The sequence below is a fragment of the Pseudomonas sp. RIT-PI-o genome (assembly GCF_001297215.1).
In the GTDB taxonomy this organism is placed as follows: Bacteria; Pseudomonadota; Gammaproteobacteria; order Pseudomonadales; family Pseudomonadaceae; genus Aquipseudomonas; species Aquipseudomonas moraviensis_A.
On sequence record NZ_LHPA01000021.1, the window covers coordinates 37,106 to 51,489 of the forward strand.

13 protein-coding genes are annotated in these 14,384 nt (G+C 60.6%); 3 read left to right on the forward strand and 10 right to left on the reverse strand.

Annotated features, from left to right (window positions below):
- Window positions 1-33: 33 nt before the first annotated feature.
- From AEQ63_RS11135 to AEQ63_RS11170, 8 genes are all read right to left on the reverse strand, one after another.
- Window positions 34-291, reverse strand: coding sequence for a hypothetical protein (locus AEQ63_RS11135; protein ID WP_064363435.1), 258 nt, complete (start codon window positions 289-291; stop codon window positions 34-36).
- Window positions 288-500 carry a hypothetical protein gene (locus AEQ63_RS11140; protein ID WP_042606783.1) on the reverse strand — a complete coding sequence of 71 codons (213 nt, stop codon included), beginning with the start codon at window positions 498-500 and terminating at the stop codon, window positions 288-290. The genes AEQ63_RS11135 and AEQ63_RS11140 overlap by 4 nt, the downstream gene beginning before the upstream one ends.
- 257 nt (window positions 501-757) lie before the next feature.
- Window positions 758-937, reverse strand: a complete 180-nt coding sequence (locus AEQ63_RS11145; RefSeq protein WP_016775003.1) for a hypothetical protein — start codon at window positions 935-937, stop codon at window positions 758-760.
- 156 nt (window positions 938-1,093) lie between these two features.
- Window positions 1,094-2,269, reverse strand: a complete 1,176-nt coding sequence (locus tag AEQ63_RS11150; RefSeq protein ID WP_064363436.1) for a lactonase family protein — start codon at window positions 2,267-2,269, stop codon at window positions 1,094-1,096.
- A complete protein-coding gene (locus AEQ63_RS11155) occupies window positions 2,256-2,612 on the reverse strand; it encodes a DUF5629 family protein (RefSeq protein WP_177330595.1) in 357 nt (118 codons plus the stop codon). The genes AEQ63_RS11150 and AEQ63_RS11155 overlap by 14 nt, the downstream gene beginning before the upstream one ends.
- Before the next feature lie 122 nt (window positions 2,613-2,734).
- Complete coding sequence (locus tag AEQ63_RS11160; protein ID WP_064363438.1) at window positions 2,735-4,315, reverse strand: aldehyde dehydrogenase (NADP(+)); 1,581 nt, start codon at window positions 4,313-4,315, stop codon at window positions 2,735-2,737.
- A 9-nt stretch (window positions 4,316-4,324) separates the two neighbouring features.
- On the reverse strand, window positions 4,325-5,317 hold the full coding sequence (gene araD1 / locus AEQ63_RS11165; protein WP_064363439.1) for an AraD1 family protein: 993 nt from the start codon (window positions 5,315-5,317) through the stop codon (window positions 4,325-4,327).
- A 145-nt stretch (window positions 5,318-5,462) separates the two neighbouring features.
- The gene (locus tag AEQ63_RS11170; RefSeq protein WP_042606778.1) at window positions 5,463-6,785 is read right to left on the reverse strand and encodes an MFS transporter; all 1,323 of its coding nucleotides are present in this window, start codon (window positions 6,783-6,785) and stop codon (window positions 5,463-5,465) included.
- Between the two features lie 192 nt (window positions 6,786-6,977).
- Here AEQ63_RS11170 and AEQ63_RS11175 point away from each other — a divergent pair, with 192 nt between their 5' ends.
- Both AEQ63_RS11175 and AEQ63_RS11180 read left to right on the forward strand, forming a co-directional pair.
- Window positions 6,978-8,714, forward strand: a complete 1,737-nt coding sequence (locus AEQ63_RS11175; RefSeq protein WP_042606777.1) for an IlvD/Edd family dehydratase — start codon at window positions 6,978-6,980, stop codon at window positions 8,712-8,714.
- A gap of 185 nt (window positions 8,715-8,899) precedes the next feature.
- A complete protein-coding gene (locus AEQ63_RS11180; RefSeq protein ID WP_042606776.1) occupies window positions 8,900-9,619 on the forward strand; it encodes a FadR/GntR family transcriptional regulator in 720 nt (239 codons plus the stop codon).
- Between the two features lie 281 nt (window positions 9,620-9,900).
- On the opposite strand, the gene AEQ63_RS11185 is transcribed toward AEQ63_RS11180, so the two are convergent.
- Window positions 9,901-12,285 (reverse strand): efflux RND transporter permease subunit, encoded by a 2,385-nt coding sequence (locus AEQ63_RS11185; RefSeq protein WP_042606775.1) that lies wholly within the window; start codon window positions 12,283-12,285, stop codon window positions 9,901-9,903.
- Window positions 12,282-13,325 carry a WD40/YVTN/BNR-like repeat-containing protein gene (locus AEQ63_RS11190; protein ID WP_064363440.1) on the reverse strand — a complete coding sequence of 348 codons (1,044 nt, stop codon included), beginning with the start codon at window positions 13,323-13,325 and terminating at the stop codon, window positions 12,282-12,284. The genes AEQ63_RS11185 and AEQ63_RS11190 overlap by 4 nt, the downstream gene beginning before the upstream one ends.
- 436 nt (window positions 13,326-13,761) lie before the next feature.
- Here AEQ63_RS11190 and AEQ63_RS11195 point away from each other — a divergent pair, with 436 nt between their 5' ends.
- Window positions 13,762-14,352 (forward strand): amino acid synthesis family protein, encoded by a 591-nt coding sequence (locus AEQ63_RS11195; protein WP_007968626.1) that lies wholly within the window; start codon window positions 13,762-13,764, stop codon window positions 14,350-14,352.
- Window positions 14,353-14,384: the final 32 nt, after the last annotated feature.

Sequence of the window (14,384 nt, forward strand, 5' to 3'; positions counted from 1 at the left end):
AGCAAGCTCCCTCGCCACAATGGTCCGCGTTGCCTACGCCAGTGCTTGGCACATGCCAAGTGCCATGCAATCCACTTCAAACGGTCCGAGAAAATCCACTGAGACCTTGACCGGTGGATTGCCGGCCATCAGCCCCAGCGTGTTGGCGCGTTCGATGTTGTGCGCGATGTTGTGGTTGGCCTCTATGGCCCGGGCCAATCCGCCCACCGAGCCCTGGCCGAACCCCAGCAATGAGGCGCCGTTGGTCATCAATGCCAGACTGGCGATGACCCAGAGTCTGTAGCCTTTCATGCGCCGCCGACTCCTGCGAGTTCGGCCCTGTCGACCATCGCGCTTTGCGAGCGCAGTTCGAACTGGATGCCAGGGTGGGCGACGTCGATCGGGGCTTCGAAGCTGTGTTCCATCTGCGCGCCGATGCTGACGAACAGCACCACGGCCAAGTACAGACCGATGGCCAGATAGGCGCCGCGTTTGGCGGAAGTGAGGATTGCGCTGGCCATGGTGTTCTCCGTGGGCAAAGGTTTCGATGGCCACAGAATCAATCAAAAAAGCCGAGGCAACCACTCAGGGTTTGCCATAGTAAACATCAGCTTCGTTGATTATTTAGCCGCTCTATTTGCCGGCGAGAGAAAACCTATGAGTGGAGAACGCGTACGCGCGTAGGAGCTGTCGAAGGCTGCGATCTTTTGATTTTGCTTTTGAAAAACAAGATCAAGAGATCGCAGCCTTCGGCAGCTCCTACAAGGAGACGGGAATTTCAGGCTTGGGTTTTGTGATCCAGCGCGGCGTAGAAGTTGGCGCTTTGTTGCAGGTATTTCTGGGTGTAGCTCTGGGTGTGGGATTTTTTGCTGGCGATTTCGACGTTGGCACCGGCTGGCAATACCACGGTGGCAGAAATGGCGGAAGCGGCGATAACGGAGAAGAGATTGAAGTTCATGGCGGTAACCCTCGTGTTCGTTTGCATGTTTTGCCCGGTCGGGCTGTGAAACAAACGTAACGCTCGAGGGTTGTTCGCTTGAAATCTTTTGTAGCATTAGCCGTTATCAGTGCAATTAATACAACGATGCAGGCCCCGCAGACCGGGGCCTGTGGCTTATTGTCGCACTAGAAATTTCAGATCGCTTGGCGCGTCGATCGGCAATTTTTGCACGGTTTTGCCGAGCAGACCGGTCTTGGCATCACGTTCGACGACGACAATCTGGTTGCTCTTCTGATTGGCGATCAAGACGAATTTACCGCTCGGATCAAGGGCAAACTCGCGCGGGTGATCACCCTCGACCGAGCGTTTTTGCAGCTCTTTGAGCTGGCCACTCGCCGGGTCGATGCTGAACACCACCAGTTGATTGGCCGTGCCACGGTTGCTCACGTAGAGAAACTTGCCATCAGCTGAAGCATGCAGCGCCGCGCCCGCCTTGTCCGAGGTTGGCTGGCCCGCGGCGAGATCGACGAGTTGCGTCTGGGTCAGCACGCCATCGTTGTAATCGAACACCGCAACCTGCGCGCTCATCTCCATGGTCAGCCAGGCGTGTTTGCCGTCGGCGCTGAACAGCAGATGACGCGGGCCACTGCCGGCCGGCAAGGCTACCGAAGCGGTTTTCGCCGGAGTCAGCGGCAGGTGCGGGTTGGCCTTCGGATCATATTGATAGATGAAAACCTTGTCCGCGCCCAAGTCATTGGAGAACACGTAGCGACCGTCCGGCGAAGACACGGTCGAGTGCACGTGGTTGGAAGCCTGGCGCTCAGGGTTGACCCGACTGGCCGGGTGGCCGCTCATCTGCACCACCGGTTTCAGTTGACCGTCGCCATCGACCGGCAACACCGCCAGGGTGCCGCCCGGATCTTCCATCACCGAGTAGTTGCTGACGAACAGATGCTTGGCATCAGCACTGAGGCTGGAATGGGTCGGCTCGTTGCCCAGGCTCTGCACTTGATTGATCAGGCTCAGCGCATGGGTTTTCGGGTCGATGGCATAGCTGCTGACACGACCGACCGGATCGGTCTGGCCGGGGCCGTTTTCGTTGACCACGAACAGGCGTTTCTGGTCTTTCGAGAGTGTCAGCCACGATGGGTTTTCAGTCTTGACCACTTGCAGCGGCTTGGCATCGATCTGGCCGGTGGCGCTGTCGAACTGCATGCGGTAGATGCCCTGGCTGGAACCGGCGGTGTAAGAGCCGACCAGCAACTGCAAGGTCTCGGCGCTGGCGCTGGACAGGCCCATCGCGCCGACGCTGCCGGCCATCAGCAGGGGCCAGAAATTACGCATTTTCATTATCGTCATCCTCGTCGTCGCTGCTGCTGACTACGTCGCCGAGACACACCAGGCGATGCTCGCCCGTGGTCTTGGTGTCGCTGGCGAATCCGATGATCAGCCAGCTCTGCAGCGTCTCATCGAACGTCGCCGCCGCGACCTGCGCCGGGGTGAATTCCCAGTGCTTGGCTTCACGGCCATCGATGCATTCGATGTGCAGGTTATCGTCCTCGTCGAGGGCAAATTCGAAGGCGTGCAGGCCATCGATTTCGACCATACCGCAGTGTTCGAGGGCGTTGAGAAGGGTTTGGGCAGTCATGGCAAACAGTCTTTCTTTGGGGGGAAAGGGCCAATGATAGCTCATTGTCGAAACAGTCCCCTTGTAGGAGTGAGCCTGCTCGCGATAGCGGTGGGTCTCCAGCAGAGATGCTGAATTTAAGACCGCAATCGCGAGCAGGCTCACTCCTACAGGGGTTGTGGTTGGCTTTAGATCGCCTCACGCGATGGCTTGCCATCCACCAGGCGCTGGATACGCAGCGGGTTGGCGTTTTTCAGTGGCTCGGGCAGCAAGCTGTCCGGGTAGTTCTGGAAGCACACCGGGCGCAGGAATCGATCGATCGCCAGCGTGCCGACCGACGTGCCGCGCGCATCGGACGTCGCCGGGTATGGCCCGCCGTGCACCATCGAATCGCACACTTCGACACCGGTCGGATAACCGTTGAGCAGGATGCGCCCGACCTTCTGCTCCAGCAGCGGCGTCAGTTCGGCGAATTGCTCGAAGTCGGACTGTTCGCCGATGATCGTCGCGGTCAGTTGACCGTGCAGGCCATGCAGCGCCGCGCTGAGTTGGGCCTGATCGGCCACTTCAACGATGACCGTGGTCGGACCGAACACTTCTTCCTGCAGCACTTCGTCACCGTTGATCAACAGGCTGACATCGGCTTTGAACAATTGCGGCTGCGCCTGATTGCCCTGCTGCGGATTACCGGCCAGATGCTCGATGCCGCTGTGCGCCAGGAGTTTTTCCAGGCCTTTGCCATAGCTGCCGAGGGTGCCGGCATTGAGCATGGTTTGCGCCGGTTGATCGCCGATCGCAGCAGCGACCTGTTGGACAAACGCGCTGAACTGCGGCGAGCGAATACCGATGACCAGACCCGGATTGGTACAGAATTGACCACAGCCCTGCACCACCGAAGCGGTGAGTTCACGCGCAACGGTTTCCGAACGCGTGGCCAGTGCCTGTGGCAGCACGATCACCGGGTTGATGCTCGACATCTCGGCAAACACCGGGATCGGTTGCGGACGTGCAGCGGCCATGTCGCACAAGGCGCGACCGCCCTTCAGCGAACCGGTGAAGCCAACCGCCTGAATCGCCGGATGCTTGACCAGCCATTCGCCCACGCCGCCACCGTAGATCATGTTGAACACGCCGGCGGGCATGCCGGTTTTTTCCGCTGCACGAATGATCGCGTCGGCGACCAGTTCAGCGGTGGCCATGTGGCCGCTGTGGGCCTTGAACACCACCGGGCAACCGGCGGCCAGTGCCGCTGCGGTGTCGCCGCCAGCGGTGGAGAACGCCAGCGGGAAGTTGCTCGCGCCGAACACCGCGACCGGGCCGAGGCCGATGCGGTATTGGCGCAGATCCGGACGTGGCAGCGGCTGACGATCGGGCAATGCCAGATCGATGCGCGCGCCGTAGAAGTCACCGCGACGCAGGACTTTGGCGAACAAACGCATCTGGCCGCTGGTGCGACCGCGCTCGCCCTGAATGCGTCCGGCTGGCAGCGCGGTTTCGCGGCAGACCACGGCGACGAAATCATCGCCAAGGGCGTCGAGTTCATCGGCGACGGCGTCGAGAAACTGCGCGCGGCGTTCGGCGCTGAGGCTGCGATACGTCGGGTAGGCCGCAGCGGCGGCTTTGGCGGCGGCGTCGACTTCTTCCGCCGTGGCCTGAATGAAATCGTGCGGCAGGGCCTCGCCAGTGCTGGCGTCGACCGAGTGCAGTTTGACGCTGCCGGCGGCGCTGCGCTGACCGCCGATGTAGTTGTGACCGAGAATCTGAGTCATGGGATCTCCTTAAAGGGTGCCGATGCTGTCCGGTTCAAAAGCCGCCTGGACCGGTGCGATGCCGTTGACCAGCGGAGCGCCGAATTCGGCCTGGCTGATCTCGAACGTGTCGCCCGGCTGGGTGCGGATGCCGTCGGCAAAGGACAAAGTCGCGGTGCCGAAAAAGTGAATGTGCACGTCGCCCGGACGCAGGAACTGACTGTATTTGAAGTGGTGGTATTCGAGGTTGGCGAGGCTGTGGCACATGTTGGCCTCGCCGCTGAGGAACTCGTTTTGCCAGAGCACTTCGCCGTCACGCAGGATTCGGCTGGTGCCGGCAAGGTGTTGAGGCAATTCACCGGTGCGAAGTTCCGGGCCATAACTGCAACTGCGCAATTTCGGGTGCGCGAGGTAGAGGTAATTCTTGCGTTCCATGACGTGGTCGGAGAACTCGTTGCCCACCGCAAAACCGAGGCGATACGGCTTGCCGTCGTTGCCGATGATGTACAGGCCGGCCATCTCCGGCTCTTCACCGGCGTCTTCGGCAAACGGCGGCAGCGGAAACGGCTGCCCCGGACGCACGACGATGCTGCCGTCGCCCTTGTAGAACCACTCCGGTTGCACACCGGCCTGCCCCGCCGCCGGTTTGCCGCCCTCCACGCCCCATTTGAAAATGCGCATGGTGTCGGTCATCGCCGCTTCATCGCCGGCCTGCTGGTGCATCTTGTCGCGGGCCGAAGCGCTGCCCAGGTGAGTCAGGCCGGTACCGCTGACCAGCATGTGCGCCGGGTCCGGGTGATCCAGTGGCGGCAGGATGCGCAGGTCTTTGAGCAACTGCGCGTAGTCATGGCTGGCGCCAAGGCCGAGGGTCTGCACTTGCTGCTCCAGGGAACCACCGGCCTCGATCGCGGCCAGGGCCAGATCACGGACACTGCGCGCGTCCTGGACTTCGCGGACCTGACCGTTGTCGACCACGCCGACCCGACGCTCACCGTTGGATAATTCGAATTGAACCAGATGCATGATTTTCTCCTGTGTTATTCGAAACACCGCAGCCCCCTTGTAGGAGTGAGCCTGCTCGCGATAGCGGTGTGTCAGTTGGCAATTTTTTTCGCTGATACACCGCCATCGCGAGCAGGCTCACTCCTACAGGGGTGGTGCCAGCCCGTCAGGTGCGGGTCGCACCACGGGCACTCGCAGCGAACTGGTCGACGGGCAGCACATGCTTGCGTTCCAGAACGCGATAGACGATGCCCGTCAGAATCAGCCCGAACACCATCACGCCCGAGAGGAAATACAGCCCCGAAGCCAGATTGCCGGTGTATTCCTTCAATGCGCCAATCACGAACGGCCCGATGTAACCGCCGAGGTTGCCGACCGAGTTGATAAGGGCAATCCCCGCCGCGGCACTGGCACCGGCGAAGAAGCGCCCGGGCAAAGTCCAGAAAACGGCTGTGCACGAGAACAACGCAAACGCCACCAGACACAGCGCCGCCAGTTGCGCCACCGGCATCGACAGCCAGGCACTGAGGAACAGGCCCAGTGCACCGAGTACATAGAGCACCGCCAGGTGGCCGTAGCGATCATTCAAGCGGTCGGAGCTGCGCGGAATGATCAGCAGGCCAATGATCCCGAAAATGTACGGCACTGAAGAAACGAAACCGGTGACCAGATCGCTGCCGCCGAATTGTTTGATCAGCGTCGGCAGCCACAGGCCGAGGCCATAAATGCTCAGGGTCACTGGCAGATAGAACAGCGCCAGCAGCAACACGCGTTTGTCTTTCAGCGCGTGCAGCGGATTGCCGTGACGGGTCTGGCCGTACTCCTGCAGATCCTTTTTCAGTTCGCCGGTCAGCCAGTCCTTTTCCGCCTGATCCATCCATTTCACTTGCTGCGGACCGTCCGGCAGCCAGCGCAGCACCGGCCAGGTCAGCAGGATCGCCGGGGTGCCGATGACGATGAACAGCCACTGCCAGCCGTGCAGACCGAGGATGCCATCCATGCCCAGCAACCCCCCGGACACGGGACCGGTAATCATCATGGCGATCGGTTGCGACAGGATGAACAGGCCGAGGATCTTGCCGCGATGGCGCACCGGGAACCACTGGGTGATGTAGTACAGCACGCCGGGGAAGAAGCCCGCTTCGGCCGCGCCGAGCAGAAAGCGCATCACGTAGAAGCTGTGCGGTCCTTGCACGAAGGCCATGCCGATGGTGATCGCGCCCCAGGTGATCATGATCCGCGCAAACCAGCGCCGCGCGCCGAAGCGTTCGAGCATCAGGTTGCTGGGAATCTCGAGAAGGAAGTAACCAATGAAGAACAGCCCGGCGCCCAGGCCATAGGCCGCATCGCCGATGCCGATGTCGGCGCCCATGTGCAGCTTGGCGAAGCCGACGGCGGAGCGATCCACATAGGCGATCAGGTACAGCAGGATCAGGAAGGGAATCAGTTTCAGTGTGATGCGCCGGACAAGCCGCAGTTCCTGGCTCATGAGATCGGTCTCCGATTGTTGTTTTTATAGAACCTCGGGGGACGCCTCTCGCCAAAACAGCCAGGGCCTTCCCTCCGTCGAAAACGACTATATAGTAATACTAATTACCCAACAACACTTCCAAAGCGCCGATTTTGCGCTTAGATTAAGCGTCAGCTCGCAAACAATAGTCTTACAATAAGAGAAACGATCATGTCTGATAAGAAACCCACCCTGCGCTCCGCCCAATGGTTTGGCACGGCCGACAAGAACGGCTTCATGTACCGCAGCTGGATGAAGAATCAGGGCATCGCCGACCATCAGTTCCACGGCAAGCCGATCATCGGCATCTGCAACACCTGGTCGGAACTGACTCCGTGCAACGCGCACTTCCGCCAGATCGCGGAGCACGTCAAACGCGGGGTGATCGAGGCCGGTGGTTTTCCGGTGGAATTCCCGGTGTTCTCCAACGGCGAATCGAACCTGCGCCCGACCGCCATGCTTACCCGCAACCTGGCGAGCATGGACGTTGAAGAAGCGATTCGCGGCAACCCGATCGACGGCGTCGTGCTGCTCACCGGTTGCGACAAAACCACCCCGGCACTGTTGATGGGCGCGGCCAGTTGCGACGTACCGGCCATCGTCGTCACCGGCGGGCCGATGCTCAACGGTAAGCACAAGGGCAAGGACATCGGCTCCGGCACTGTCGTGTGGCAGCTCAGCGAACAGGTCAAGGCCGGCACCATCACCATCGACGATTTCCTCGCAGCCGAAGGCGGCATGTCGCGTTCGGCGGGCACCTGCAACACCATGGGCACCGCGTCGACCATGGCCTGCATGGCTGAAGCACTGGGCACTTCCCTTCCACACAACGCCGCGATTCCCGCAGTAGATGCGCGGCGTTACGTGCTGGCCCACATGTCTGGCATGCGCGCGGTGGAGATGGTTCGCGAAGACCTGAAACTGTCGAAGATCCTGACCAAGGAAGCCTTCGAAAACGCCATTCGCGTCAACGCTGCCATCGGCGGTTCGACCAACGCCGTGATCCACTTGAAAGCCATTGCCGGGCGCATTGGCGTCGAGCTGGATCTGGACGACTGGACCCGCATCGGTCGCGGCATGCCGACCATCGTCGACCTGCAACCCTCCGGGCGTTTCCTGATGGAAGAGTTCTACTACGCCGGTGGTTTGCCAGCGGTGCTGCGTCGCCTCGGTGAAGCCAATCTGATCCCTAACCCGAATGCCTTGACGGTCAACGGAAAATCCATCGGCGAGAACACCAGGGACGCGCCGATCTATGGCGAGGACGAGGTGATCCGCACCCTCGACAATCCGATTCGCGCTGACGGTGGCATCTGCGTGTTGCGCGGCAATCTGGCGCCGCTGGGTGCGGTGCTCAAGCCGTCCGCCGCTAGCGCTGAACTGATGCAGCATCGCGGGCGCGCCGTGGTGTTCGAGAACTTCGACATGTACAAGGCGCGGATCAACGATCCAGAGCTGGACGTCGATAAGGATTCGATTCTGGTGATGAAGAACTGCGGACCGAAGGGTTATCCGGGCATGGCCGAAGTCGGCAACATGGGCTTGCCGGCCAAGCTGTTGGCGCAAGGCGTGACTGACATGGTGCGGATTTCTGATGCCCGCATGAGCGGCACGGCGTACGGCACGGTGGTTTTGCACGTTGCACCTGAAGCCGCAGCGGGCGGGCCTTTGGCGGCGGTGCAGGAAGGCGACTGGATCGAACTCGATTGCGCCAGCGGCCGTTTGCACCTGGACATTCCCGACGCTGAACTGGCGGCGCGCATGGCGGATCTGCAAGCGCCGCAGCAATTGCTGGTGGGTGGCTATCGTCAGCTGTACATCGACCACGTGCTGCAAGCGGATCAGGGTTGCGACTTTGACTTCCTGGTGGGTTGCCGAGGGGCCGAGGTACCGCGCCACTCCCATTAACACAGCCACTCCCTGTAGGAGTGAGCCTGCTCGCGATGGCAATCTGTCAGTTGACAACTCTGGTGACTGACACACCGCAATCGCGAGCAGGCTCACTCCTACATTTGCTATGCATCAGCCTCAAGAATGCCGCACGCCTGCTATGATGCGCGGCATCTCCATCGCTCAGGATCGCGCCACTCCCCATGGATTACCGCAAACCTTCCGACCGTAAAAGCATGCACTCGCGCATCGTCCAGGAACTGGGCATGCAGATCGTCTCCGGACGCTTTTTGCCCGACGACAAACTGCCCGCCGAAGCCCTGCTCTGCGAGGAGTACGCGGTCAGTCGGCCGGTGTTGCGCGAAGCCACGCGGGTGCTGGTGGCCAAGGGGCTGGTGTATTCCAGGCCACGGGTGGGCACGGTGGTCAAGGCCCGTCGCGAGTGGCACATGCTCGACCCGGACGTGCTGCACTGGTTGATGCAAAGCAGCCCGCAGAATGAATTCTTCAACGTGCTGACCAGCGTGCGCAGCATCATCGAACCGGCCGCCGCCGCCCTCGCCGCCCAGCATGCGACGGATGCCGACATCGCCGCGATCAACGAAGCCTACCAACGCATGGAAGCCGCTCCGACCCCGGAAGCGCTTTTGCAGCCGGATCTGGACTTCCACAGCCGCATCGCCGATGCGACGCACAATGACCTGCTGGCAAACCTGTGCAACATGTTGGCGGTGGCGATTGCCGAGGCGTTGAAGCATTCCAATCAGCGGCCGAATCTGCATGAATTGGCGTTGCCGAGGCACAAGGCGATTCTGACCGCCATCGAGAACCGCGATGCGCTCGGGGCCCGGCATGCGACGCTGGTGCAGCTGGATGATGCGCGCAGTGCGTTGAGTGTGGTGCTTGGCGCTGAGCTCTCTTAAGGCTTGAGACCGCTTGCCCTCACCCTAGCCCTCTCCCAAGGGGAGAGGGGACCGACCGGGTTGTGCTTCGTTATACATCGACCTGAAAAACCGAGTCGATTATGGATTCACAGCAGGGCGCTCAGGTCGGCGTAAATCTCTAATATCCCCCAATCAGTCCCCTCTCCCTCCGGGAGAGGGCTAGGGTGAGGGGCTCTTGATCTTGACCTTGACCTTGATCTTCGTCCACAAAAAAGCCGCAACCCCTAAAGGTTGCGGCTTTGTCGTTTCAGGCTTTCAGATCAATGGGCAAACAGCGAATTGCCCTTCTGCCCCGCCAGTTTTTCCGGCTTGATCAGGAACTTCGCCAACGCTGGCAGCAGCCACAGTGCGCCGAACATGTTCCACAGCAGCATGAAGGTCAGCATCAGGCCCATGTCGGCCTGGAACTTGATCGCCGAGAAGATCCAGGTGCACACGCCGATCGCCAGGCACAAACCGGTGAACAGCACGGCTTTACCGGTAGATTTCAGCGTCTGGTAATAGGCTTCCTGCAACGGCAACCCGGCACGCAGGAAACTTTCCAGGCGGCTGTAGATGTAGATGCCGTAGTCCACGCCGATCCCCACGCCCAGCGCGACCACTGGCAGCGTCGCGACTTTCACGCCGATGCCCATGAACGCCATCAGCGCGTTGCCGAGCACCGAGGTCAGCACCAGCGGCAGGACGATGCACAAGGTCGCCGCCCACGAGCGGAAGGTGATCATGCACATCACCGCGACGCAGATGTACACCAGAATCAGGATGGTCAGCTCAGCCTGCTTGATGACTTCGTTGGTGGCGGCTTCGATCCCGGCGTTACCGGCGGCGAGGATGAATTCCAGGCCGTCCTTGTTGTTTTCCTTGGCGAACTCCTGCACCGCTTGCACAGCGCGGTCGAGGGTTTCGGCCTTGTGGTCGTTGAGGAACACCAGCACCGGTGCCAGCGAGCAACTGTTGTTGTACAGGCCGTCGGCGCGGGCGATCGAGTTGTTCAGCACGTCCGGGTTGCGCGACAGGGTTTCCCATTTCAGGTTGCCCTCGTTCATGCCCTTGATCATTTGCTTGGACACGGTCACCAGCGAGATCGCCGACTGCACGCCCTCGGTGTTCTGCATTTTCCACATCAACTGATCGATCGGCGCCATGGCTTCGTAGCGCGAGCAGCCTTCGGCCTTGGTCTTGACCATCACCACCAGTACGTCAGAGCTGGTCGAGTAATTGCTGATGATGAAGTTGTTGTCCTTGTTGTAGCGCGAGTCCGGACGCAGTTCCGGCGCACCCTGGTCGAGGTCGCCGATTTTCAGGTTCTGGCTGTACCAGAGGCCGCCACCGAAGGCGATCAGCGCCAGGGCAACCGAGATCGGCGCGACTTTGGGGCTGGCGAAGTTCGACAGCAGGCGCCAGAACGGATGTTCGCGGTTGGCGTCCTTCTTGCTCTTGGCAATCGCACGCTTGCTGATGCCGACATAGGAAATCGCCACCGGCAGCAGGATCAGGTTGGTGAACACGATCACCGCAACGCCGATGGACGCGCCGATGGCCAGTTCACGGATCACGCCGATGTCGATGATCAGCAGGGTGATGAAGCCCACGGCATCGGCGAGAATCGCGATCATCCCCGGCAGGAACAGCTGGCGGAAGGTGCGTCGTGCAGCGGTCAGGGCGTTATCGGCCTCGCTGGACTGCAGGGCGATACCGTTGATTTTCTGCACGCCGTGGGAAATGCCAATGGCGAAAATCAGGAACGGCACCAGCATCGAATACGGGTCGAGCCCGAAGCCGAAGAAGTGCATGAGTCCCAGTTGCCAGACCACCGCCACCAGCGTCGTACTCAACACGGCGATGGTGCTGCGCAGGCAGTTGGTGAACCACAACAGCAAAATCAGGGTGATGACGAAGGCGACACCGAAGAACAGCACCACCATCACCAGACCGTCGATCAGGTCGCCGACCTTCTTGGCGAAACCGACGATATGGATCTTGATGTTGGGGTTCTGCGCTTCGAACTTGTTGCGGATCTTGTCTTCGAGCTCATGGGAGAACTGGCGATAGTCCAGCGCCAGCAGCTTGCCCTGATCCTGCGGGTCCGGGTAAGCCTCCAGCAGCGGGATGTCAACGATGCTCGACTTGAAATCGTTGGCCACCAGACGCCCGACCTGACCGGACTTGAGCACGTTGTTACGCAGCAGGTCGAGGCTGTCCTGGGAGCCGTTGTAGCTCTGCGGAATCACTTCACCGCCGGCGAAACCCTCTTCGGTCACTTCGGTCCAGCGCACGCTCGGGCTCCACAGCGACTTCAGCCCGGAACGGTCGACGCCGGAAATGTAGAACACCTCGTCGTTGATCTGGCGCAGGGTCTCCATGTACTCCTTGGAGAAAATGTCACCGTCGGTGGCTTCCACCGAAATACGCACCGTGTTACCCAGGTTCGCCAGATCGTTGCGGTGCTCCATCATCTTCTCGATGAAGGGATGCTGCAGCGGGATCATTTTTTCAAAACTGGTCGACGGCCGGATCAGCGTGGCCTGCCAGAACAGGAAAATGCTCACCACCAGGCAGATCAGGATCACGGCCGGGCGGTTGTTGAAGATCAGGCGCTCGAGAACCGTCGCCTTTTCCTGCTGAGGAGTGATCAAGGAAGTCATAGCCCCGCCTTCTTGTTATTGGTCTCGGCACCGTTTGGCTGGGTGATGTGCAAACCACCCTGCCCGGTCAGAATCAGGTTGCCGTTGCCGGCGGCGGTGACCGACGACAGCGAAATGCGATCCGGGCGGTTGAACACGCTGAAGGTTTCGCCATTGTCACTGCTGCTGATCACCGAGCCGCCGTTGCCGACGATGACGATCGAGCCGTCTTCCAGCAGTGTGCCGCCGGACAGCCCGAACTCCAGCGCACCGCGTGCGGCTTTCAGTTCGACCTGCTCCCAGTTGCTGCCGAAATCGGTGGAGCGATAGAGGTTGCCGCGCAAGCCGTACGCCAGCAGGGTCTGCGGCTGGGCCGTGCCGATCACGCCGAACAATGAACCTTCGTACGGACCTTCGAGTTTTTCCCAGGTCTGGCCGTCATCGGCGGAGCGGAACATGCTGCCGGACTCACCAACGATGAACAGCCCGGCGTCTTTCACAGAGGCGATGGCGTTGAGGTGGAACTGGTCTTCGTTGTCGAGGCGATCACTGACGTCTTCCCAGTGTTTGCCGCCATCGGTGGTTTCCAGCAGCGTGCCATAGGCGCCCACAGCAAAGCCGCTGCTGGCGTCCTTGAACCAGACGTCGAGCAGCGGCGATTCGCGTGCGAGGTCTTCGAATTGCTTGGTCCAGGTCAGACCGCCGTCTGCGCTGGCGAGAATCTGTGCGTCGTGACCGACCGCCCAGCCGTTTTTGTCGTCGACGAAATACACCGCGGTAAGCAACTGGCGAGTCGGCACCTTGGCCTGGGTCCAGGTCTTGCCCTGGTCATCGGAATAGACGATGTGCCCGCGATCACCGACCGCGACCAGGCGCGCGCCGGCGTGGACGACATCGAGAATCAGGCTCTTTGCGGCCTTGGCCGATTCGGTGGCATAGACCACGTCGGCCGGGGCCTCGGCGGCAATCACAGGCGCCGATAACGTGGCAAAGCCCAGCAGCGAGAGAGCTGTGACCAGCAACGCGGTGTTGCGTAACGCCGGCGGGCGGCAACGACTCATAGACCTTCCCCTATTTATTATTGTTGGGCCATCGGGCCTTCAAGGGCGCCGCAAGGGTGCTCGACTACTGGCAGTTCAGAAGCATCCTCCTGAAACCCGCAATCCAGAGCGCCTTCGGAAGCTGGCTCATCCTATCGGGCTTTGCAAATGTCTGACAATCGGCGCCACGTTATCTTTTGTTAACCGCATTGCCGCTGATTTCCCGTGTAGGAGTGAGCCTGCTCGCGATGGCGGTGTTTCAGTCAGAAAATCATTGGCTGACAGCCCCCTATCGCTAGCAGGCTCACTCCTACAAGGGATCATGGGGGCTGGGAATTTGAATACATGACCATTCGCCGGGGTGATGAGGCAAATCTCGTCAGGGGGACTTGCAGGATCGGTATTATGGTATACCATCAGACGCACAGACACTCTCAATCCCCCAACGGAGCAGCTCATGAGTTTCGAAATTCGCAAGATCGTCAGCTATGTCGAAGAAACCTTCATCGAAGGCGGCAAGGCGACTGACAAGCCGGTGACCATGGTCGGCCTTGCCGTGGTGATGAAGAACCCTTGGGTGGGCAACGGTTTTGTCGAAGACCTCAAGCCACAGATCCGCGCCAACTGCTCCGACCTCGGCGCCATGATGGTCGAGCGTCTGGTCGGCATCATCGGCGGTGCCGAGAAGATCGAGGCCTACGGCAAAGCGGCGGTGGTCGGCGCTGACGGCGAGATCGAGCACGCGTCGGCGGTGATCCACACCCTGCGCTTCGGCAACCACTACCGCGAAGCAGTGAAAGCCAAGAGCTACCTGAGCTTCACCAACAAGCGCGGCGGTCCGGGCACGTCGATTCAGATCCCGATGATGCACAAGGACGACGAAGGCCTGCGTTCGCACTACATCACCCTGGAAATGCAGATCGAAGACGCGCCGCGTGCCGACGAAATCGTCGTGGTACTGGGTTGCGCCGACGGTGGCCGCCTGCACCCGCGCATCGGCAACCGCTACATCGATCTGGAAGAACTGGCCGCCGAAAAAGCCCAGTAATCACAACAAGAAAGGCATTGCAGGAGCGCTCC